Origin of the sequence: Streptomyces sp. NPDC019890, assembly GCF_044903445.1 — a bacterium.
In the GTDB taxonomy this organism is placed as follows: domain Bacteria; phylum Actinomycetota; class Actinomycetes; order Streptomycetales; family Streptomycetaceae; genus Streptomyces.
On record NZ_JBJDQK010000012.1, the window covers coordinates 142,777 to 162,662 of the forward strand.

21 protein-coding genes and 1 tRNA gene are annotated in these 19,886 nt (G+C 69.8%); 11 read left to right on the forward strand and 11 right to left on the reverse strand.

Translation table 11 applies throughout. The features are described from left to right. Positions 1 to 23: 23 nt before the first annotated feature. Positions 24 to 1,289 carry an exo-beta-N-acetylmuramidase NamZ domain-containing protein gene (locus ACI2LP_RS28395; RefSeq protein WP_404727363.1) on the reverse strand — a complete coding sequence of 422 codons (1,266 nt, stop codon included), beginning with the start codon at positions 1,287 to 1,289 and terminating at the stop codon, positions 24 to 26. 183 nt (positions 1,290 to 1,472) lie between these two features. Between ACI2LP_RS28395 and ACI2LP_RS28400 the strand changes: the two genes are divergently transcribed. The 3 genes from ACI2LP_RS28400 to ACI2LP_RS28410 are packed head-to-tail and all read left to right on the forward strand — an operon-like array spanning position 1,473 to position 4,513. Beyond that, a complete protein-coding gene (locus ACI2LP_RS28400) occupies positions 1,473 to 2,237 on the forward strand; it encodes an SDR family oxidoreductase (protein WP_404727364.1) in 765 nt (254 codons plus the stop codon). Further along, on the forward strand, positions 2,234 to 3,886 hold the full coding sequence (locus ACI2LP_RS28405; RefSeq protein ID WP_404727365.1) for an AMP-binding protein: 1,653 nt from the start codon (positions 2,234 to 2,236) through the stop codon (positions 3,884 to 3,886). Before ACI2LP_RS28400 ends, ACI2LP_RS28405 begins: the two co-directional genes overlap by 4 nt. Before the next feature lie 33 nt (positions 3,887 to 3,919). Beyond that, complete coding sequence (locus ACI2LP_RS28410; protein ID WP_404727366.1) at positions 3,920 to 4,513, forward strand: TetR/AcrR family transcriptional regulator; 594 nt, start codon at positions 3,920 to 3,922, stop codon at positions 4,511 to 4,513. A 115-nt stretch (positions 4,514 to 4,628) separates the two neighbouring features. On the opposite strand, the gene ACI2LP_RS28415 is transcribed toward ACI2LP_RS28410, so the two are convergent. From ACI2LP_RS28415 to ACI2LP_RS28430, 4 genes are all read right to left on the reverse strand, one after another. Continuing rightward, the gene (locus ACI2LP_RS28415) at positions 4,629 to 5,843 is read right to left on the reverse strand and encodes an acyl-CoA dehydrogenase family protein (protein WP_404727367.1); all 1,215 of its coding nucleotides are present in this window, start codon (positions 5,841 to 5,843) and stop codon (positions 4,629 to 4,631) included. Between the two features lie 8 nt (positions 5,844 to 5,851). After that, complete coding sequence (locus ACI2LP_RS28420; RefSeq protein ID WP_404727368.1) at positions 5,852 to 6,874, reverse strand: phosphotransferase family protein; 1,023 nt, start codon at positions 6,872 to 6,874, stop codon at positions 5,852 to 5,854. Between the two features lie 209 nt (positions 6,875 to 7,083). Continuing rightward, positions 7,084 to 7,998 carry an MBL fold metallo-hydrolase gene (locus ACI2LP_RS28425; protein ID WP_404727369.1) on the reverse strand — a complete coding sequence of 305 codons (915 nt, stop codon included), beginning with the start codon at positions 7,996 to 7,998 and terminating at the stop codon, positions 7,084 to 7,086. A gap of 81 nt (positions 7,999 to 8,079) precedes the next feature. Then, positions 8,080 to 8,376, reverse strand: coding sequence for a hypothetical protein (locus tag ACI2LP_RS28430; protein ID WP_404727370.1), 297 nt, complete (start codon positions 8,374 to 8,376; stop codon positions 8,080 to 8,082). A gap of 98 nt (positions 8,377 to 8,474) precedes the next feature. On the opposite strand from ACI2LP_RS28430, the gene ACI2LP_RS28435 reads away from it, so the two are divergent. Then, positions 8,475 to 9,410: an NADP-dependent oxidoreductase gene (locus tag ACI2LP_RS28435; RefSeq protein WP_404727371.1), complete on the forward strand. Its 936-nt coding sequence runs from the start codon at positions 8,475 to 8,477 to the stop codon at positions 9,408 to 9,410. Between the two features lie 2 nt (positions 9,411 to 9,412). Here ACI2LP_RS28435 and ACI2LP_RS28440 read toward each other — a convergent pair whose 3' ends face one another. The 3 genes from ACI2LP_RS28440 to ACI2LP_RS28450 all read right to left on the reverse strand — a co-directional run bounded on the left by ACI2LP_RS28440 (position 9,413) and on the right by ACI2LP_RS28450 (position 10,711). Then, positions 9,413 to 9,730 (reverse strand): DUF202 domain-containing protein, encoded by a 318-nt coding sequence (locus ACI2LP_RS28440; protein ID WP_404727372.1) that lies wholly within the window; start codon positions 9,728 to 9,730, stop codon positions 9,413 to 9,415. Beyond that, positions 9,727 to 10,125, reverse strand: a complete 399-nt coding sequence (locus ACI2LP_RS28445; RefSeq protein WP_404727373.1) for a YidH family protein — start codon at positions 10,123 to 10,125, stop codon at positions 9,727 to 9,729. Before ACI2LP_RS28445 ends, ACI2LP_RS28440 begins: the two co-directional genes overlap by 4 nt. Before the next feature lie 76 nt (positions 10,126 to 10,201). After that, positions 10,202 to 10,711, reverse strand: coding sequence for an NUDIX hydrolase (locus tag ACI2LP_RS28450; protein ID WP_404727374.1), 510 nt, complete (start codon positions 10,709 to 10,711; stop codon positions 10,202 to 10,204). Positions 10,712 to 10,855: 144 nt separating this feature from the next. On the opposite strand from ACI2LP_RS28450, the gene ACI2LP_RS28455 reads away from it, so the two are divergent. From ACI2LP_RS28455 to ACI2LP_RS28465, 3 genes are all read left to right on the forward strand, one after another. After that, a complete protein-coding gene (locus ACI2LP_RS28455) occupies positions 10,856 to 12,511 on the forward strand; it encodes an FAD-binding dehydrogenase (RefSeq protein WP_404727375.1) in 1,656 nt (551 codons plus the stop codon). 182 nt (positions 12,512 to 12,693) lie between these two features. Further along, on the forward strand, positions 12,694 to 13,359 hold the full coding sequence (locus ACI2LP_RS28460) for a molybdopterin-dependent oxidoreductase (protein WP_404727420.1): 666 nt from the start codon (positions 12,694 to 12,696) through the stop codon (positions 13,357 to 13,359). Further along, positions 13,301 to 13,963, forward strand: coding sequence for a cytochrome b/b6 domain-containing protein (locus tag ACI2LP_RS28465; RefSeq protein ID WP_404727376.1), 663 nt, complete (start codon positions 13,301 to 13,303; stop codon positions 13,961 to 13,963). Before ACI2LP_RS28460 ends, ACI2LP_RS28465 begins: the two co-directional genes overlap by 59 nt. 37 nt (positions 13,964 to 14,000) lie before the next feature. Here the strand turns inward: ACI2LP_RS28465 and ACI2LP_RS28470 are convergent, their stop codons facing one another. Then, positions 14,001 to 14,510 carry a gluconokinase gene (locus ACI2LP_RS28470; protein ID WP_404727377.1) on the reverse strand — a complete coding sequence of 170 codons (510 nt, stop codon included), beginning with the start codon at positions 14,508 to 14,510 and terminating at the stop codon, positions 14,001 to 14,003. A 223-nt stretch (positions 14,511 to 14,733) separates the two neighbouring features. Between ACI2LP_RS28470 and ACI2LP_RS28475 the strand changes: the two genes are divergently transcribed. Beyond that, positions 14,734 to 16,197 (forward strand): amino acid permease, encoded by a 1,464-nt coding sequence (locus tag ACI2LP_RS28475; protein ID WP_404727378.1) that lies wholly within the window; start codon positions 14,734 to 14,736, stop codon positions 16,195 to 16,197. A gap of 33 nt (positions 16,198 to 16,230) precedes the next feature. Here ACI2LP_RS28475 and ACI2LP_RS28480 read toward each other — a convergent pair whose 3' ends face one another. Next, a complete protein-coding gene (locus ACI2LP_RS28480; protein ID WP_404727379.1) occupies positions 16,231 to 17,178 on the reverse strand; it encodes an RluA family pseudouridine synthase in 948 nt (315 codons plus the stop codon). Positions 17,179 to 17,252: 74 nt separating this feature from the next. Next, positions 17,253 to 17,340 (reverse strand) — tRNA-Leu (locus ACI2LP_RS28485). A 186-nt stretch (positions 17,341 to 17,526) separates the two neighbouring features. On the opposite strand from ACI2LP_RS28485, the gene ACI2LP_RS28490 reads away from it, so the two are divergent. The 3 genes from ACI2LP_RS28490 to ACI2LP_RS28500 form a co-directional block, all read left to right on the forward strand. Then, positions 17,527 to 18,852, forward strand: coding sequence for a M20/M25/M40 family metallo-hydrolase (locus tag ACI2LP_RS28490; protein WP_404727380.1), 1,326 nt, complete (start codon positions 17,527 to 17,529; stop codon positions 18,850 to 18,852). Between the two features lie 191 nt (positions 18,853 to 19,043). Next, positions 19,044 to 19,277 carry a chaplin gene (locus ACI2LP_RS28495; RefSeq protein WP_404727381.1) on the forward strand — a complete coding sequence of 78 codons (234 nt, stop codon included), beginning with the start codon at positions 19,044 to 19,046 and terminating at the stop codon, positions 19,275 to 19,277. 141 nt (positions 19,278 to 19,418) lie between these two features. After that, positions 19,419 to 19,886, forward strand: a 468-nt coding sequence (locus tag ACI2LP_RS28500) for a chaplin (RefSeq protein WP_404727382.1), incomplete at its 3' end; no start/stop codon positions are given.

Consider the following 19,886-nt stretch of genomic DNA (forward strand, 5'->3'; position numbering starts at 1 on the left):
CGCGTTGATCCGGTGGAGATGGATCAGTACCGCAGATATCTCTTCCGCATGGACCTGAACGCGGCGAGCTCGCCCTGCCACGCCCCCACCACCTCGTCCGTACCCGCCCCCGCGTCGATCACCGTCCGCACCTTCGCCGACCCCGTCAGCTTGTCGATCCAGTTGTCCGGGCGCCAGGCGAAGCCGCTCCACACCCGCTTCGCGGTCACCAGCAGACCGATCCCGGTGCGCACCGGGTCGTACGACTCCCGGTCGTGGACGTGCAGTTGGACTCCGCCGACTGTCTTGCCCTGGAACTTGGAGAACGTGGGCGCGAAGTACGCCTCGCGGAAGCGGACGCCCGGCAGCTCGAGAGCGTTCGCGGCCCCGGCCCAGCGCCGGTCGATGCCCTCCGCGCCGAGGAGTTCGAACGGGCGGGTCGTGCCACGCCCCTCCGACAGATTGGTGCCCTCGAAGAGACAGGTGCCCGAGTAGACCAGCGCGGTGTCCGGCGTCGGCATATTGGGGCTCGGCGGCACCCACGGCAGCCCGGTCTCGTCGAAGAAGTCCGAGCGGCGCCAGCCCGACATCCGTACCGTCTCCAGCTCCACCGGCTCTGTCAGGAACTCACCGTTGAACAGCCCCGCCAGCTCGGTCACGGTCATGCCGTGCGCCTGCGAGATCGGCTCGCGGCCCACGAAGGTCGCGAAGGCCTTGTCGAGCACGGGACCCAGCGCAGCCCGGCCCGTCACCGGGTTCGGCCGGTCGAGCACCACGAAGCGCTTGCCCGCCAGTGCGGCCGCCTGCATGCAGTCGAAGAGCGTCCAGATGTACGTGTAGAAACGGGCGCCGACGTCCTGGATGTCGAAGACGACCGTCTCCACGTCCGCGGTGGTGAAGATGTCGGCGAGCGGCTGCCCGCTCTTGCCGAATGTGTCGTAGACGGGCAGCCCGGTCGCCGGGTCGTCGTAGCGGCCCTCGGAGCCGCCCGCCTGGGCCGTGCCGCGGAAGCCGTGCTCGGGGCCGAAGACGGCAACCAGGTTCACCCGGTCGTCGGCGTGCATGACGTCGACGATGTGGCGCACGTCCTGGGTGATCCCGGTCGGGTTGGTGACCACACCGACCCGCTGCCCCGACAGGGAGGCGTAGCCGTCGGCGGCCAGCCGGTCGAAGCCGGTGCGGACCCGGCGGCGGCCCGCATGTGCGGCGACCGGCCCGGCAGCCGGTGCGGCGGTCGCGGTGGATCCGGTCGTGGCCAGCGCCCCCACCGCGCCACCGGCGGCCAGTAATCCCCGTCTGGACAGGCTCATCGGGTACCTCCGTGATCGCTGTCTGTCATGGCCACGCACGCTAGCGTGCACGGCGGGTGGGCGGAACGATTGCGACAGCGCGGTTCGCACCTCCGGCCCTCGGGGCATCCCGCCCCCTTCCCCAGCCACATACCGACTGGTTAGTCTGCTCGGACGGGACGGCGCGCGGAGAGGCGGAGCTTGATGGGTACGGTGCATGGCGCTGGGGTTGTGGTCACGGGCGCGGGAGGCGGCATCGGTGCCGCACTGGCCCGCCGGTTCGCGGCGGAGGGCGCCCGCGTCGTGGTCAACGACATCGACCCGGTCAAGGCCAAGTCGATCGCCGACGACATTGGGGCCACCGCAGTGCCCGGTGACGCCTCCGAGATTGTGGAAGCCGCCCGCGACGCACTGGACGGAACCGTCGACGTCTACTGCGCCAACGCCGGCCTCGCCTCGCCCGGCGACGCCTTCGCCGACGAGAAGGTCTGGGCGGCTGCCTGGGACGTCAACGTCATGGCGCACGTCCGCGCAGTGCGCACGCTGCTGCCCGACTGGCTGGAGCGCGGCAGCGGCCGCTTCGTCTCCACCGTCTCTGCGGCCGGCCTGCTCACCATGGTGGGCGCGGCCCCGTACAGCGTCAGCAAGCACGGCGCGTACGCCTTCGCCGAGTGGCTCTCGCTCACCTACCGCCACCGCGGCCTCAAGGTGCACGCCATCTGCCCGCAGGGGGTGCGTACGGATATGCTCACCGCGGCCGGATCGGCGGGCGAACTCGTACTCGCCCCGACCGCCATCGACCCCGAGGACGTCGCCGACGCGCTGTTCGAGGGCATCGAGGCCGACCGCTTCCAGATCCTTCCGCACCCCGAGGTCGCCGGCTACTACCAGGCCCGCGCCGCAACCCCCGAGCGCTGGCTGGCCGGCATGAACCAGATCCAGCAGAAGTGGGAAGGGGCCGACCAGTGACCTCGATCTACGCCACCAAGCCCTGGCTCGCGCAGCTCACCGACGCCCAGCGGGCCCCGATCACGACGCCCGCAAGCGTCGTGCACTCCTTCCGCGCAGCCGTCGCCCGCGCCTCCGAGCACACCGCACTCGCCTACTTCGACGGGCGGCTGAGCTACCGCGAGACCGACGAGCTCTCCGACTCCGTCGCGGGCCATCTCGCCGCCCGCGGGGTCGTGCGCGGAGACCGCGTGGCGATCATGCTGCAGAACACCCCGCACTTCGTGATCGCGCTGCTGGCCGCCTGGAAGGCCGGGGCCACCGTCGTCCCGCTCAACCCGATGTACAAGTCGGCCGAGGTCGAGCACGTACTCAAGGACGCCGATGTCACCGTGCTCATCTGCTCGGACCGGGCATGGGAGTCGTATCTGCGCGACAGCGCCGCCCAAACGCCCGTACGCCTCGCCCTCACCGCCTGCGAACTGGACCTGCAGAGCCGCAACGACGCCCGCGTCCTCGGCTTCGAGCGGCAGTCGCGGCCGGAGGACACCCATGACCTGGTGAGCGTGGCAAGGCTGGGGCTGCGCGCGCCCGAGGGGCGTGAACTGACCCCCGACGACGTGGCGTTGATCAGCTACACCTCCGGCACGTCCGGCACCCCCAAGGGCGCCATGAACCTGCACCGCGGCATCGTCCACAACGCCGAGCGCCAGCGCACCGGCCACCCCGTGCCCGAGGGCGCCTGTTACTTCGCGCTCGCGCCGCTGTTCCACATCACCGGCATGGTCTGCGAGCTCGCCGCCTGCATCGCCAACGCGGGCACCCTTGCCCTTGCCTACCGCTTCGAGGCGGGGGTCGTCCTCGACGCCTTCGCCGAGCACCGGCCTGCGTACACCGTCGGGCCCTCCACCGCCTTCATGGCGCTTGGCGCGCACCCCGCGGCGACCCGGGAGCACTTCGCCTCGTTCCAGGTGATCTCCTCGGGCGGTGCCCCGGTGCCGCCCGCGCTGGTCGAGAAGTTCCGTACGGGCTTCGGCCCCTACCTCTACAACGGCTACGGACTGACCGAGTGCACGGCGCCCTGCGCCTCCGTGCCGCCGGAGAAGGAGGCCCCGGTCGATCCGGCGTCCGGCACACTCTCCGTCGGCGTGCCCGGGCCTGACACGCTCGTGCGGATCGTCGACGAGAAGGGCGAGGACATGCCTTTCGGCGAGCACGGCGAGATAGCCGTCAGCGGCCCCCAGGTGGTGCCCGGCTACTGGCGACTGCCAGAAGCGAGCACCGAGGCCTTTCCGGACGGCGAGCTGCGCACCGGCGACATCGGCTTCATGGACGCGGACGGCTGGCTCTATGTCGTCGACCGCAAGAAGGACATGATCAACGCGTCCGGTTTCAAGGTCTGGCCGCGCGAGGTCGAGGACGTCCTGTACACGCACCCCGCGGTGCGTGAGGCGGCCGTGGTCGGCATCCCCGACGACTACCGCGGCGAGAGCGTCAAGGCGTATGTGAGTCTGCGCCAGGGGGTTGCCGCCGAACCGGCCGAGATCTCGGCGTACTGTGCGGATCGACTCGCGGCGTACAAATACCCCCGCGAAGTCGAGATCCTGCCGGAGCTGCCGAAGACGACAAGTGGGAAGATCCTCAGGCGGGAACTGCGTTTTCCCCGATAAACCCAAGGAATTGACGAGAGGCGGGTGGCGGCAATGGCCAGGACGACGGACGGGGACGGCACCCCCGTCCCGCAGAGGCTGCTGGCCGCCGCCACACGGCTCTTCGCCGAGCGCGGCTACGACCGCACCTCGGTGCAGGAGATCGTCGAGGCGGCCGGTGTCACCAAGGGAGCGCTGTACCACTACTTCGGCTCCAAGGAAGACCTGCTCCAAGAGGTCTACGCGCGCGTGCTGCGGCTCCAGCAGGAGCGGCTCGACGCCTTCGCGGACGCCGACGAGCCGGTGGAGAACCGGCTGCGGGGCGCGGCGGCGGATGTCGTGGTGACGACGATCGACAACCTCGACGACGCCGCGATCTTCTTCCGCTCCATGCACCATCTGAGCCCGGAGAAGCACAAGCAGGTCCGCGCCGAGCGCCGGCGCTACCACGAGCGCTTCCGCGCGCTGGTGGAAGAGGGTCAGCAGAGCGGGGTGTTCTCCACGGCCACCCCGGCGGACCTGGTGGTGGACTACCACTTCGGCTCGGTCCACCATCTGTCGACGTGGTACCGCCCGGACGGCCCGCTCACCCCGCAACAGGTGGCGAACCACCTCGCGGACATGCTCCTGCGCGCTCTGCGCCCGTAACTTGACCCGGGGCTCCGCCCCGGCCCCCGCCTCAATCGGGTCTTGGGCGGAGCCCCAGTTGCGGGAAGGGGGTGGCTGGAGGGGAACAAGCCCCTCCAGCCACCCCCCGTCGCAGCTACATGTACTGCTTCAGCTCGCGCCGCGCCAGCGACCGCTGGTGCACCTCGTCCGGCCCGTCCGCCAGCTTCAACGTCCGCGCCGCCGCCCACAGTTCCGCCAGCGGGAAGTCCTGGCTCACCCCGCCCGCGCCGTGCACCTGCACCGCCTTGTCGAGGATCTCCACCACCGCCCTCGGGGTCGCGATCTTGATCGCCTGGATCTCGGTGTGCGCCCCGCGGTTGCCCACCGTGTCCATCAGCCAGGCCGTCTTCAGCACCAGCAGCCGCAGCTGCTCGACCGTGACCCGCGCGTCCGCGATCCAGTTCTGTACGACACCCTGCTGGGCGATCGCCTTGCCGAAGGCCGTACGGGACACCGCCCGCTTGCACATCAGCTCGATGGCCCGCTCGGCCATGCCGATCAGCCGCATGCAGTGGTGGATGCGGCCCGGGCCGAGGCGCGCCTGGGCGATGGCGAAGCCGCCGCCCTCCTCGCCGATCAGATTCGACGCCGGCACCCGAACGTTGTCGAAGACGACCTCGGCATGGCCGCCGTGCGCGTGGTCCTCGTAGCCGTACACCTGCATGGCGCGCCGGACCTCAAGGCCCGGGGCGTCGCGCGGCACGAGGACCATCGACTGCTGGCGGCGGATGTCGGTCCCGTCCGGGTCCGTCTTGCCCATCACGATGAAGATCTTGCAGTCGGGGTTCATCGCCCCGGAGATGTACCACTTGCGGCCGTTGATGACGTAGTCGTCGCCGTCGCGGTCGATCCGCGTCTGGATGTTCGTCGCGTCGGACGAGGCGACCTCGGGCTCGGTCATGGCGAACGCGGACCGGATCTCCCCGGCCAGCAACGGCTCCAGCCACTGCTTCTTCTGCTGCTCGTTGCCGAACTGCACGAGCACCTCCATGTTGCCGGTGTCGGGCGCGGCGCAGTTCAGCGCGGTCGGGGCCAGGTGCGGGCTGCGACCGGTGATTTCGGCGAGCGGCGCGTACTGCAGATTGGTCAGTCCTGCCCCGTGCTCCGCGTCGGGCAGGAAGAGATTCCACAGGCCCTGCTTGCGCGCCTCGGCCTTGAGCTCGTCGAAGATCGCCGGGGTGTCCCACGGCGAGGCCAGCTGGGCGCGCTGCTCGTGCTCGATCGCCTCGGCCGGGTAGACGTGCTCGTCCATGAAGGTGAGCAGCTTGGCTCGCAGTTCCTCGGTGCGCGCGTCGAATGCGAAGTCCATAGGGATACTCAGCCTTCCTGGAGGGTGGTGAGGCCGTGCTCGATGAAGAGGGGCACGAGATCGCCGATCCGGTCGAAGCCGGCGCCGACCGTCTGGCCGAGGGTGTAGCGGTAGTGGATACCCTCGAGGATCACGGCGAGCTTGAACCAGGCGAAGGCGGTGTACCAGGAGATGGCGGAGGTGTCCCGGCCGGAGCCGGCGGCGTACCGCTCGATCAGCTCGGCCGCTTCCGGGTGGCCCGCAGCCCCCGCGGTGGTGCTGACGGGGGAGTCGGGGAGGTCCAGCTTGACGCCGTACATCACCAGCAGCCCGAGGTCGGTCAGCGGATCGCCGAGCGTCGACATCTCCCAGTCGAGGATCGCCTTGATCCGGTCGTCCGGGCCGACCAGGACGTTGTCCAGCCGGTAGTCGCCGTGGATGACGGCGGGCGCGGGCGAGTCGGGCAGTGCGCGGCCGAGCGCGGCATGCAGCTCGTCGATGCCGGCCAGCTCGCGGTTGCGGGAGGCGTCCAGCTGCTTGCCCCAGCGGCGCAGCTGCCGGTCGAGGAAGCCCTCGGGCCGCCCGAAGTCGCCGAGACCCACCGACTCGGGGTCCACGGCGTGCAGGTCGACCAGGGTGTCGACCAGGCCGAGGACCGCGTCCCTGGTGCGCTCGGGGCCGAGCGCGGCCAGCTCCTCGGCCGTGCGGTACGGAGTGCCGTCCACGAACTCCATGACGTAGAACGGCGATCCGATCACCGACTCGTCCTCGCACAGCAGCACCGGCGCGGGCACCGGCACGGCGGTCGGATGCAGCGCGCTGATCACCCGGTGCTCGCGCTTCATGTCGTGTGCGGTGGCCAGCACGTGCCCGAGCGGGGGCCGGCGGACGACCCAGCGGCCGGTGCCGTCGGTGACGGAGTACGTGAGGTTGGAGCGGCCGCCCTGGATCAGCCGGGCGCTGAGCGGTCCGCTCACCAGGCCTGGGCGCTCGCGGTCGAGATAACCGCGCAGCTGCTCGGGATCGAGGCCTGGCGGGGGGACTGAGCTCATGATTGGACCTCCGAGGGCGGCTGAACGGGTCTCGCTCATGATGACCGACCAGTCGGTATGTAGTCCAGTGCGCTCGCTGAACCCAGGTCAGGATCACTGGCCCGGTATCACATTCGTGGGTGTTGGTCACCTATGAGTACGCTCGTCGACTGCCTCGGGCCAGCCCCGGGCTCGGCTCCGGCGTGGTTCAGGCGTACCGGGGGTGCGGCTCAGGCATGGCAGGCGACCGGAACGCCGCCGTTCATCGCCGCCATGTCGCCGAATACCGCGGCCACGTCGAGCGGTGAGCCCTCGGGCCGCCCGTCCAGCTCCGCGTACGCCCGGTGCAGATTGGCCACCAGACGTTCGCTCTCCCGCAGCTCGGCGAAGACCCCGAGATCGGCCTCGCGCGCGGTCTCCAGTGGGGTTCGCCCCTTGGCGCGCCCTTCCTGGGCCAGCTCGGCCACGTACCGCAGATAGCGCTCCGTCGCGTCGTACGCGGAGGGGTCGGTGATCGGGCCATGACCCGGCACCACGGTGGTGGCGTCGAGCGAGCGCAGCACGTCCAGCGCCCGCAGTGACCCGCTGAGCGAGCCGACCGGGATGAACGGCGTGCCGCCCTGGAAGATCAGGTCCCCGGTGAAGACCACCCGCTGCTGCGGCAGATGCACGATCGTGTCACCGAGGGTGTGGGCGGCTCCGCCGGGGTGGATGAGCCGTACCTCGATGGCCCCGACATGCACGGTCAGCCGGTCGTTGTACGTCACGGTCGGGGCGGTGATCTCGATGGCACCGAAGTCGGTCCCCGGCCATACGAGATGGAGCTGATGGCCCGCCGTGAGCTGCTCGCTGCGGCAGGAATCGTGGCCGATCACCACGGCGTCCGGAGTGAAGACGCTGTTGCCGTAGGTGTGGTCGCCGTGGTGGTGCGTATTGGCCAGCGTGCGCGGCAGTGGGGCGCCGGTCGCCAGCAGTGCCTCGCGCAGTGCCAGCGTCCGCCGCTCGGTGGCGGCGGTGTCGACGAGCATGGTCGACTCCCCGTCGCTGACGAACCCCGCGTTGTTCAGGCACCAGCCGCCGTCCGGCTGGACGTAGGCATGCACTTCTGGCGCGAGCCGGACGGTGTACGGATCCGTGGCAGTCAACTGAAATCCCCTGAGTCAAGGCCGAACTGGTCAGTAGAGACTGCCAGTTGGCCGTGGCTCGGGGGAAGTCGGGGTCTGTGGTCAGTGGTCGTCCCAGTGTCCGTCGTGCTGGGCGTGACGGTGTCTGTCGTGGACGTAGTCAAGGTGGTCGCCGTGCCGCACGGCCGGGTGACCGCAGCCGGGGCCGTGATCGTGCGCATGACCGCTGTGCGAGATGTGCTCGCCCGGCTCGCACTCGTCCCAGTGCCCCGAGTGCTCCTTGTGGAGGTGGCCGTCGTGTGCGTAGTCGACGTGGTCGCCGTGCGGGACCTCGGGATGTCCGCAGGCCGGACCGTGGCTGTGCTCGTGCGCGGGGTGCTCGTGGTGGAGAACGGTCATGACGCTTCACCTTTGTTGTGATTTGCTACGTTCTGAGGCTTTCCAGATTAGACCTGTCCCGGCTTGCGGGAGCGCGTGCCACGCACGAGGGTCGGATCATGAAGGCGATCAGCTACAGCCGCTACGGCGGCCCGGAGGTCCTGGAGTACGGGGAGCGCCCCGAGCCCAAGGTCGGTCCCGACTCCGTCCTGGTCAAGGTGCGCGCGGCGGCCGTCAACCCGGTCGACTGGAAGGCCCGCGAGGGGTACGTCGACAGCCTCTTCGAGCCGGTCTTCCCGGTCGTACCGGGCTGGGACGTCTCCGGTGTGGTCGTCCAACCAGGCATCGCCGTCACCGAGTTCGCCGTCGGCGACGAGGTGATGGGATACGTACGCGAGGACTTCCTCAGCCGCGGCACCTTTGCCGAGTACGTCGCCGCTCCGCTGCGCACGCTGGCCCGTAAGCCGCTGAACCTGAGCTTCGAGCAGGCGGCCGGGCTGCCGCAGGTCGGCCTCACCGCCTACCAGGTGCTGAACCACGCGCTGAAGGTGCAAGGAGGGGACACGGTCCTCGTCCACGCCGCCGCGGGCGGGGTCGGCTCGCTCGCCGTACAGCTCGCCAAGCACGCCGGCGCGCGGGTCATCGGCACGGCGAGCGAACGCAACCACGACCATCTGCGCGAGCTGGGCGCGGAGCCGGTGACGTACGGGGAAGGGCTCGCCGACCGGGTGCGCGCGCTGGCGCCCGAAGGCGTCGACGCGGTCTTCGACACGATCGGAGGGGACGCGCTCAGCGCCTCGGCCGAGGTACTCGCGCCCGACGGCCGCCTCGCCTCGATCGCCGACCGCGAGGTCCTCAGCCTCGGCGGCCACTACCACTGGGTGCGGCCGGACGCGGCGGACCTGGCAGCCCTGGGCGTGCTCGCCGAGCAGGGCGTGGTCACCGTCCATGTGGACAGAACCTTCCCCCTGGAGAAGACGGCCGATGCCCACGCACTGAACGCGGAGGGCCGCACCCGCGGCAAGATCGTGGTCACGGTCGACTGGGACGGCTGAGCTCAGACGATCATCGCGACCGCGAAACCGGCCAGGGCGATCGTGCACGCCACCGCCGCCAGTGCCGCACGCTCCGGCAGCATCTGCGGGTCGGGGCGCGCCTCGAGGGCATGGACCCGGAGGTGAGCCACCCGCAGAAAACACAGCCACACCAGCGCACTGCAGGCCACTGCCACGAACCCGGCCGTGCTCAGATTGCCGCCGGCCACCTGCCGGGCAGCCAGCACCGCCGCCACGGTGAACGCCAGCGTGGTCCGGCGCCACGCCAGCCGGGTCCGCTCGGGCTGCAGCCCCGGATCCCGCTCGCGCACGCCGCTCAACGGCCGCCCTCCCAGCCGAAGAGCACGACCACCACCATGGCCACGGCGACGACGGCGACCACCAGGCTGAGCAGTGTGGGGAAGCGAGACACCGGCAGATCCTCGCCGCGTCGCATCGCCCGCTCGCACCGCGCCCAGTGATTGACCGCCCGCAGCGCACAGAGCACTCCCGCGGCGAGCAGCCCGAGCGCCATCCCGGCCCGCAGGCCCCACGCCAGTTCCGGCAGAAACTGATCGACCGCGAACCCGCCGCCGATGAGCGCGAGCGCCGTACGCAGCCAGGCGAGAAAGGTCCGCTCGTTGGCGAGCGAGAACCGGTAGTCGGGTGTCTCGCCCTCCTCCCGCACCCGCTGGGGCGCGAACCACAGCTGCAGGCTCTGTCGGAAGTCGCTCACGCGTCGCACCCTACCTGCGGAATTGCCGGACTCGGGTCGCGGGAACTCGGGCCGCGGGAACCCGAGCGGCGGGAACTCAGGCCGCGCGGAACGCCCGCAGCCGCTCGTACGCCTCAAGCCCGTCCGGTACCCACTGCCACTCACCGAGCCGCTGCTCCAGTTCCTCCTCCGGGAGGAAGGCGTGCCACGCGACCTCCTCCGCCTGAGGGTTCACCGGCAGCTCGCAGCGCACCTCGTACACGGCCGACCACCAGGTCTGTTCGCCGCTCTCGTAGAGGAACTTGAACAGCGGCACGGGCCGGGGGAGTCCGGAAACCCCCAGCTCCTCCTCGGCCTCGCGCAGCGCCGCGGCGTCGTAGCTCTCGCCCGCGCCGACGACACCGCCCACGAACATGTCGTACTGCGAAGGGAAGACCAGCTTCGTCGCCGTCCTGCGGTGCACGAAGATCCGGCCCTGCGCGTCCCTGGCCTGGATGAACACACAGCGGTGGCGCATGCCGCGCGCGTACGCCTCGCCGCGCGGGGCCTGGCCGATCACCTCGTCGTTCTCGTCGACGATGTCCAGGATTTCCTCGGCGGGAGTCATGGCCCAATCCAATCACCGACAAGCACGGATCTGACTGTTGACTAGTTACTCGCGCGTACCGAAGATCGGACCACCGCACTCGCCGCCGAGACCCGAGCCCGAGCTCGAGGCAGGGGGCACGAGGCCCGACAAGGATGGAACCTCATGGCGTACGACGCTGATGTGATCGTGATCGGGGCAGGGATCGCGGGCCTGGTGGCCACCGCGGAACTCGTCGACGCCGGGCGCAAGGTCATCCTGCTCGACCAGGAGCCGGAGCAGTCGATCGGCGGGCAGGCGCACTGGTCCTTCGGCGGGCTGTTCTTCGTCGACTCGCCCGAGCAGCGCCGGATGCGGATCAAGGACAGCCAGGCACTCGCGCTCCAGGACTGGCTCGGCACCGCGGGCTTCGACCGCGACGAGGACCGCCGGCCGCGCGAGTGGGCCGAGGCATACGTCGACTTCGCTTCCGGCGAGAAGCGGGCCTGGCTGCACGCCCAGGGAGTGCGGTTCTTCCCGGTCGTGGGCTGGGCCGAGCGCGGCGGCTACGACGCCACGGGGCACGGCAACTCCGTACCCCGCTTCCACATCACCTGGGGGACAGGACCGGGAATCGTCGCCCCCTTCGAACGCCGGGTCAGGGAAGGCGTCGCACGCGGCCTCGTCGAGCTGAAGTTCCGCCACCGCGTGACCGGGCTGAGCAGCAGCGCGGGCGCGCTGGACACCGTCAGCGGCGAGGTCCTCGAACCCTCTGAGGCCGAGCGCGGCACCGCGAGCAGCCGCGAGGTCGCCGGAGCCTTCGAGTTCCGGGCCCAGGCGGTGATCGTCACCTCCGGCGGCATCGGCGGCAACCACGACCTCGTACGCGCCCAGTGGCCGGAGCGGCTCGGTACCCCGCCCGAGAAGATGCTCTCCGGCGTCCCCGCCCACGTCGACGGACTGATGCTCGGCATCGCGGAGCGCGCGGGCGCGAACCACATCAACCGCGACCGGATGTGGCACTACACCGAGGGCATCGAGAACTGGAACCCGATCTGGGCCAGGCACGGCATCCGCATCCTGCCCGGGCCCTCGTCGCTCTGGCTCGACGCGCGCGGCAAGCGGCTGCCGGTGCCGCTCTTCCCCGGCTTCGACACGCTCGGCACGCTCGAGCACATCATGAAGTCCGGTTACGACTACACCTGGTTCGTCCTCGACCAGAAGATCATCGGGAAGGAGTTCGCACTCTCGGGCTCCGAGCAGAACCCCGACCTGACGGGGAAGTCGGTCCGCGGCGTCATCGGGCGCGCGAGAGCGGATGTGCCGGGTCCGGTGAAGGCGTTCATGGACCGCGGGGTGGACTTCGTCGTCGAGAAGGATCTCTCCGCTCTCGTACGGGGCATGAACGCGCTCACCAAGGAACCGCTGATCGACGAGGCGGAGCTGCGGCGCGAGATCACCGCGCGGGACCGGGAGATCAAGAACCCGTTCACCAAGGACCTCCAGGTCACGGCGATTCGCGGGGCGCGCAACTATCTGGGCGACAAGCTGATACGGACGGCTGCGCCGCACCGCATTCTCGACCCGAAGGCGGGTCCGCTCATCGCCGTACGGCTGAACATCCTCACCCGGAAGTCGCTCGGCGGGCTGGAGACGGACCTGTCCTCGCGGGTGCTCACGGAGGGCGGCGAGCCGCTGCCGGGCCTGTATGCGGCGGGCGAGGCGGCGGGATTCGGGGGCGGGGGTGTGCACGGTTACCGCTCGCTGGAGGGCACGTTCCTGGGGGGCTGCCTGTTCTCGGGGCGGGCGGCGGGCCGAGCGGCGGCGAAGGCGGTGCGCTAGCGCTGAGCGGGGCTTGGGGCGGAGCCCCAGTGGGGAGGCGCGGGCGAAGCCGAGTGTGACGGAAGTCTGACGTGCCGCCGATTTTCCTGGCGTACAGGCTTCCGCGGTGTTCGAATCGAAGGGTGACCACACACCACCCCGACACCGAGGGCGCCCCCGTCGGCCGCCGCTTGGTGCTCGGCATGCTCGGGCTCGGCGCCGGCGGCATCGCCGCGGCGCCGTATCTGCAGCGCGGGCTCGAAGCCTTCCTCGGCGCGGCCTCGGACAAGGACCCCACCGGCCTGACCGGGCTGCTGCCCAACGGCGGTGGCTTCCGCTACTACTCCGTCGCCGCCTCCGTACCGCACAAGAACGAGCGGAACTACCGGCTGACCGTCGACGGCCTGGTCGACCGCCCGGCGACGTACACCCTCGACGCGCTGCGCAAGCTGCCGCAGACCCGGGTCGTGCGCGACGTGCAGTGTGTCACCGGCTGGCGCGTCCCCGAGACCGCCTTCGCGGGCGTCAGGCTGTCGCTGCTGCTGGACGCCGCCGGCGTGCGCCCCGAGGCCAAGGCGATCCGCTTCAGCTGCTTCGACGGCACGTACAGCGAGAGCCTCACCCTGCCGCAGGCCCGCCGCGACGATGTGCTGGTCTGCCTGCAGATGCAGGACAAGCCGGTCAGCCACTCCCACGGCGGCCCGGTCCGGCTGTATGTCGCGCCGATGTACTTCTACAAGTCGGCGAAGTGGCTTTCCGGGATCACCGTCACCTCTGATGTCCGGCCCGGCTACTGGGAGGAGCGGGGCTATGACGTCGACGCCTGGGTCGGCCGGTCCAACGGCCGCAGCGACACCCCCACCGTCTGAACGGCCCGGGCGCGTCAAGCGGTTCAGCCGCGCCGAGCGCTGGGTTCACCGCACCACCGCCGCGCTGATGCTGCTGTGTGTGGCGACCGCCGCGGCTCTGTACGTACCGCAGATCGCCGAACTCGTCGGCCGCCGCTATCTCGTGGTCACCGTCCACGAGTGGGCCGGAATCCTGCTGCCCGTGCCCTTCCTGCTCGGTCTTGCCTCGCGCGCCTTCCGGGCCGATCTGCGCAGGCTGAACCGCTTCGGGTCGCACGACAGGAAGTGGCTGCGGGCGGCGCGGCGGCGTGATCGCCGGCCCGAGTCCCGTCCGGCGGGCAAGTTCAATGCCGGGCAGAAGATCTACTCGGCCTGGATCGCGGGCGCGGTGCTGGTGATGCTGGCGACCGGTCTGCTGATGTGGTTCACCCATCTGACGCCGCTGGTATGGCGCAACGGCGCCACCTTCGTACACGACTGGCTCGCGCTGTCCATCGGCATCGTGCTCGCCGGGCACATCGGAATGGCACTCGCCGACCCGGAGGCACGGAGGGGTATGCGTACCGGGTCGGTCGAGCGCCCGTGGGCGAAGCGGGAGCACCCGCTGTGGCTGAAGGACGACTAGAAGGACGGCGCAAGGACGAGTGACATCACCGACCCTTCTACTGGTCGAGCCGGCGCAGCGCGGCGACGGCCCGTTCGGTGATTTCTTCGGTGGAGCCGGACACATCGACGGCGACGCCCGCCTCGTCGTCCCCCAGCGGCTGCAGGGTGGCGAACTGTGAGTCGAGCAGCGCGGTGGGCATGAAGTGCCCCTTGCGCTCCGTCATCCGCCGCTCGATGAGTGCGCGGTCGCCGGTGAGGTGGAGGAAGACGGCATCCGGTGCGGCGGCCCGCAGCCGGTCCCGGTAGGCCCGCTTGAGCGCGGAGCAGGAGACCACTCCGCCCATTCCCGCCCTGCTGTTCGCCCACTGCCCGATGGCGTCGAGCCAGGGCCACCGGTCCGCGTCGCCGAGAGGGATGCCTGCGGACATCTTGGCGATGTTCGCAGGCGGGTGGAAGTCGTCGCCCTCGGCGTACGGGACTCCCAGTTCGGCGGCGAGCAGGGGGCCGATCGTGGTCTTGCCGGTGCCTGTCACGCCCATCAGCACAACGACTTGGGGGGTGCTCATTTGCGTGCCTCGTCTTCCTCGACATCGGTCCTCGTCCTTCGATGACCTTGGTTTACTGGGCCGTAACCTCAAGAACCCCTCAGATCTATCGCTGCGTGACCTTCGCCACTGCCAAAATCCCAGGGTTGCCCTGATTATGTGGCGTCAGGCCACGCCAAGGTGACCACCCCCACCGGCTCCGGCCGGGAACCGCACATCCCCCTCACGAAGGCGAACCTTTCCCATGAGTGACCGCATCACCGCGGCCGAAACGCTCGCCGCCGGGGCTCCGGCGACGACGAGCTCCCCCCACGTGGACGCCGGAGACGCCGGCTACAGCAAGGACCTCAAGTCCCGCCACATCAACATGATCGCGATCGGCGGAGCGATAGGCACCGGCCTTTTCCTCGGCGCGGGCGGCCGTATGGCGGGCGCAGGCCCCTCCCTGGCCATCGCCTACGCGGTCTGCGGCGTCTTCGCCTTCTTCGTCGTGCGCGCCCTCGGTGAGCTGGTCCTCTACCGCCCGTCCTCCGGCGCCTTCGTCTCGTACGCCCGTGAGTTCATGGGCGAGAAGGGCGCCTTCGCGGCCGGCTGGCTCTACTTCCTCAACTGGTCGACGACCGCGATCGCCGACATCACCGCGGCCGCCACCTATGCGCACTTCTGGGCGATGTTCAGCGACATCCCGCAGTGGGTCCTCGCGCTGATCGCCCTCGCGGTCGTCCTCACCGCCAACCTCATCTCGGTGAAGTACTTCGGCGAGATGGAGTTCTGGTTCGCGATCATCAAGGTCGCCGCGCTGGTCGCCTTCATGCTCGTCGGCATCTTCCTGGTGGTCACCCAGCACCCGGTGGACGGCCACACCCCCGGTTTCTCCACCATCACCGACAACGGCGGCATCTTCCCGACGGGCATGCTGCCGATGCTGCTGGTGATCCAGGGCGTCGTCTTCGCATACGCCTCCGTCGAGCTGTGCGGCGTAGCCGCCGGTGAGACCGAGAGCCCCGAGAAGATCATGCCCAAGGCCATCAACTCGATCATGTGGCGGGTCGGCCTGTTCTACGTCGGCTCGGTGGTGCTCCTCGCGCTGCTCCTCCCGTACACGGCGTACTCCGGCGACCAGAGCCCCTTCGTCACCGTCATGGACAAGCTCGGCGTCCCGGGCGCGGCCGGCGTGATGAACCTCGTGGTGCTCACCGCCGCCCTGTCCAGCCTGAACTCCGGCCTGTACTCGACCGGCCGCATCCTGCGCTCGATGGCGCTGTCGGGCTCCGCGCCCAGGTTCACCGGCCGGATGAACAAGGGCCAGGTGCCCTACGGCGGCATCCTGCTGACAGCGGGCTTCGGTGTGCTGGGTGTCGCGCTCAACTACGTCGTGCCCGGCCAGGCCTTCGAGATCGTCCTGAACCTCGCGTCGATCGGCATCCTCGGCACCTGGGGCATGATCATGCTCTGTTCGCTGCTGTTCTGGCACCGCGCGCAGGACGGCCGGGTCACCCGCCCCTCGTACCGGCTGCCCTGGGCTCCGTACACCCAGATCGTCACGCTGTTCTTTCTCGCCAGCGTGGCCTTCCTGATGTGGTGGGGCGGCGGCGTGGGCCGTACGACCGTGATGTTCCTGCCGCTGATCGCGGCGGCCCTGGTCGGCGGCTGGTTCGTCGTACGCGGCCGGGTCAAGGCGATCGCGGCGGAGCGCCAGAACGCCTGACCCCGCTCGCCGCGAGGGTTGCTCCATAGATGGTTACGGTCGCTCCGCCGGGCGGCCGGGCCATTGAGCCAGCCGCAGCCGGCTCTCGAAGCGGAACGGCTCTCCCGTCACCGGATCCGTGAACTCCAGTACGTTCGCGAGGAGTTGAAGCGGACGGGAGTAGTCGTCGGGCCCGGCCGCCTGGACGACCGGATAGACCGGGTCGTTCAGGAGCGGCAGCCCGAGGCTGTTCATATGGACCCGCAGCTGATGGGTGCGGCCGGTGGCCGGCAGCAGCCGGTACCGGCCGAGCCCGGCCCGGTGCTCGATCAGCTCGATCCGGCTCTCGCTATTCGGCTCGCCCGGCTCCTCCCGGGCGGCCATCACCCCGCGCTCCTTCACGATCCTGCTCCGCAGGGTCATGGGCAGTGTGAGCGCCGGGTCGTACGGCGCCACCGCCTCGTACTCCTTGCGCACCTGCCGGTCCCGGAACATCGTCTGGTACGCACCACGGTCCCCGGGCCGTACGACGAACAGCGCAAGCCCCGCGGTCAGCCGGTCGAGCCGGTGCGCGGGCTGGAGCTGCGGCAGCTCGAGATCACGGCGCAACCGGGCCAGCGCCGTCTCGGTGATATGCCGTCCGCGCGGGGTCGTGGCCAGGAAGTGAGGCTTGTCGGCGATCACCAGGCGTTCGTCCCGGTGGACGATCCCGATCTCGAAGGGGACGCGCTCCTCGGGCGCGAAGTCCCGGTGGAACCAGAGATACCGACCCGCGGTGTACGGCTCGTCGGCCGCGACAGGACCGTCCGCGGAGACGATGCGCCCCTCCCGGAACAGCGCGTCGACCCTGTCGGCCCCGATGGCGCCGGCGTATCGCGCGGCGAGGTGGTCGTACACCGTCTTCCAGGCGCCGTCCGGATCGGCGGGCAGCCGCAGCCGCACCGGGTCGATGCCGTCACGCTGGGGCAGCGGCGAGGGCGGGGCCTTGTGTCTGCGTCTCACCGACGTGACTGTATGCGCATCGACCGGGGGCGACGGAACGAGAAGATCCCCACGGGAATCCGTGGGGATCTTGGTGGTGTCCGAGGGGGGACTTGAACCCCCACGCCCGATAAAGGGCACTAGCACCTCAAGCTAGCGCGTCTGCCATTCCGCCACCCGGACAAGGTGTCTGTCGCGCGGCGCTGGGCCGTTCCGACGTGGAAAACCATAGCAAACATTCAGAGGTGCCCGATCACGCCCCCAGCCGTGTGACGGCCGCATGACAGCGGACAGCCGCCCTTGGGCTGTGGGGCCCGCTCGCGGGAGGATGAGGAGGGACCACCAGCAGCGACAGTGGGAGGAATCAGCGTGAGCGAGTCGAACACGGACCGAACCGTCTCGGGTGAGGACGAGGTCGTCGACCTCTGTCGTGAGCTGATCCGCATCGACACGAGCAACTACGGTGACCACTCCGGCCCGGGGGAGCGGGCCGCGGCGGAGTACGTCGCAGAGAAGCTCGCCGAGGTCGGGCTCGAACCGCAGATCATCGAGTCGCACAAGGGCCGCGCCTCCACGGTCGCCCGGATCGCGGGCGAGGACCCGTCCAGGCCCGCGCTGCTCATCCACGGCCACACCGATGTCGTACCGGCGAACGCCGACGACTGGAAGCACCACCCCTTCTCCGGCGAGATCGCGGACGGCTGCGTGTGGGGCCGCGGCGCCGTCGACATGAAGGACATGGACGCCATGACCCTCGCCGTCGTACGGGACCGGCTGCGCAGCGGCCGCAAGCCCCCGCGCGACATCGTGCTGGCCTTCCTTGCCGACGAGGAGGCGGGCGGCACCTACGGCGCGCGCTATCTGGTGGACAAGCACCCGGACCTCTTCGAAGGCGTTACCGAGGCCATCGGCGAGGTCGGCGGCTTCTCCTTCACCGTCAACGAGAACCTGCGGCTCTATCTCGTCGAGACGGCCCAGAAGGGCATGCACTGGATGCGCCTCACCGTCGAGGGCACCGCCGGGCACGGGTCGATGACCAACAACGACAACGCCATCACCGAGCTGTGCGAGGCCGTCGGCCGGCTCGGCCGGCACACCTGGCCGGTCAGGATGACCAAGACCGTACGGTCCTTCCTGGACGAGCTCTCCGACGCGCTCGGCACACCGCTCGACCCCGAGGACATGGACGCCACGCTCGCCAAGCTCGGCGGCATCGCGAAGATGATCGGCGCGACCCTGCGCAACTCCGCGGCCCCCACCATGCTCGGCGCCGGCTACAAGGTGAATGTCATCCCCGGGCAGGCCACCGCCCATGTCGACGGACGCTTCCTGCCGGGGTACGAGGAGGAGTTCCTGGCCGACCTCGACCGGCTGCTCGGCCCGCGGGTCAAGCGGGCGGACGTGCACGGCGACAAGGCGCTGGAGACCAGCTTCGACGGAGACCTCGTGGACGCGATGCAGATCGCGCTCAAGGCGGAGGACCCGATCGCCCGCGCCGTCCCGTACATGCTGTCCGGCGGCACCGACGCCAAGTCCTTCGACGATCTCGGCATCCGGTGCTTCGGCTTCGCACCGCTCAAGCTGCCGCCGGAGCTGGACTTCGCGGGCATGTTCCACGGTGTGGACGAGCGGGTTCCGGTCGACGGTCTGAAGTTCGGGGTACGAGTGCTTGACCGTTTTCTCGACCGCTGCTGAGCCCGCTTTCTCGACCGGTGCCGAGCCTCCTCGGGTGAGGTCCGCTGAAACGAAACTCCAATAATCGTGAGTACGTACGCACTTGACTGAAAAGAGTGAATGGCGCATCGGGCTCGTAGCCCCCACCCCACCTCCTCGTTACAGGTGATGCGATCCGCGGCTGGGGTCGCATTGCCAAACGAGGAGGAACAATGATCAAGAAGGTCGTCGCTGCTGCGGCTGCCACTGGTGGCCTGCTGCTTGCTGGTGCGGGCGTGGCCATGGCCGACGCGGGCGCCCAGGGTGCTGCGGTGCAGTCCCCGGGAGTGCTCTCCGGCAACGTCATCCAGGCGCCCATCCACGTGCCGGTGAACGTGTGCGGCAACACGGTGAGCGTCATCGGCCTGCTGAACCCCACCTTCGGCAACACCTGCGTCAACCAGTGACGTTGTGACTCGGCCCATGCGGGCATGGGTTTGACCCCGGTCGGTCCCGGAGCGCGCGCCATGCGCTCCGGGGCCGTCGGGCATTCCGGCCCCGGGCGCGACGTCCGGGATTTCCTGAAGCAGGAAGGCAAGGAATCATCAATGCGACATTTCACTCGCAAAGGCTTGATCACCATCGCGGCTGCGGGCGGCGTACTCGCCCTCGGTGGCGGATATGCGCAGGCGGATGCCACGGCGCAGGGAAGCGCCTCGAATTCGCCGGGTGTGGCGTCCGGGAATTCGGTCCAGGTTCCGGTGCACGTTCCCCTGAACGCGTGCGGGAACACTGTCAACGTCGTGGGTCTGCTCAATCCGGCCAGCGGCAACGAGTGCGCCAACGGCTCGGGCGGCAGCGCGAACGGCGGTGGATCCCAGGCGGGTGGGGCCACCAGCGACTCTCCCGGTGTTGCCTCCGGCAACAACGTCCAGGCGCCGGTCCACGTCCCCGTGAACGCGTGCGGGAACACGGCCAGTGTCGTGGGTCTGCTCAATCCGGCCAGCGGCAACGAGTGCGCCAACGGCTCGGGCGGCAGCGCGAACGGCGGTGGATCCCAGGCGGGTGGGGCCACC

Excerpts from the sequence above, each read along its gene's own strand:
- ACI2LP_RS28395 (WP_404727363.1), bottom strand. The coding sequence starts at position 1,289 with ATGAGCCTGTCCAGACGGGGATTACTGGCCGCCGGTGGCGCGGTGGGG.
- ACI2LP_RS28455 (WP_404727375.1), top strand. The coding sequence starts at position 10,856 with ATGGCGTACGACGCTGATGTGATCGTGATCGGGGCAGGGATCGCGGGC.
- ACI2LP_RS28430 (WP_404727370.1), bottom strand. The coding sequence starts at position 8,376 with ATGACCGTTCTCCACCACGAGCACCCCGCGCACGAGCACAGCCACGGT.
- ACI2LP_RS28495 (WP_404727381.1), top strand. The coding sequence starts at position 19,044 with ATGATCAAGAAGGTCGTCGCTGCTGCGGCTGCCACTGGTGGCCTGCTG.
- ACI2LP_RS28435 (WP_404727371.1), top strand. The coding sequence starts at position 8,475 with ATGAAGGCGATCAGCTACAGCCGCTACGGCGGCCCGGAGGTCCTGGAG.
- ACI2LP_RS28400 (WP_404727364.1), top strand. The coding sequence starts at position 1,473 with ATGGGTACGGTGCATGGCGCTGGGGTTGTGGTCACGGGCGCGGGAGGC.
- ACI2LP_RS28465 (WP_404727376.1), top strand. The coding sequence starts at position 13,301 with ATGACGTCGACGCCTGGGTCGGCCGGTCCAACGGCCGCAGCGACACCC.
- ACI2LP_RS28410 (WP_404727366.1), top strand. The coding sequence starts at position 3,920 with ATGGCCAGGACGACGGACGGGGACGGCACCCCCGTCCCGCAGAGGCTG.
- ACI2LP_RS28450 (WP_404727374.1), bottom strand. The coding sequence starts at position 10,711 with ATGACTCCCGCCGAGGAAATCCTGGACATCGTCGACGAGAACGACGAG.
- ACI2LP_RS28460 (WP_404727420.1), top strand. The coding sequence starts at position 12,694 with ATGCTCGGGCTCGGCGCCGGCGGCATCGCCGCGGCGCCGTATCTGCAG.
- ACI2LP_RS28470 (WP_404727377.1), bottom strand. The coding sequence starts at position 14,510 with ATGAGCACCCCCCAAGTCGTTGTGCTGATGGGCGTGACAGGCACCGGC.
- ACI2LP_RS28475 (WP_404727378.1), top strand. The coding sequence starts at position 14,734 with ATGAGTGACCGCATCACCGCGGCCGAAACGCTCGCCGCCGGGGCTCCG.
- ACI2LP_RS28415 (WP_404727367.1), bottom strand. The coding sequence starts at position 5,843 with ATGGACTTCGCATTCGACGCGCGCACCGAGGAACTGCGAGCCAAGCTG.
- ACI2LP_RS28420 (WP_404727368.1), bottom strand. The coding sequence starts at position 6,874 with ATGAGCTCAGTCCCCCCGCCAGGCCTCGATCCCGAGCAGCTGCGCGGT.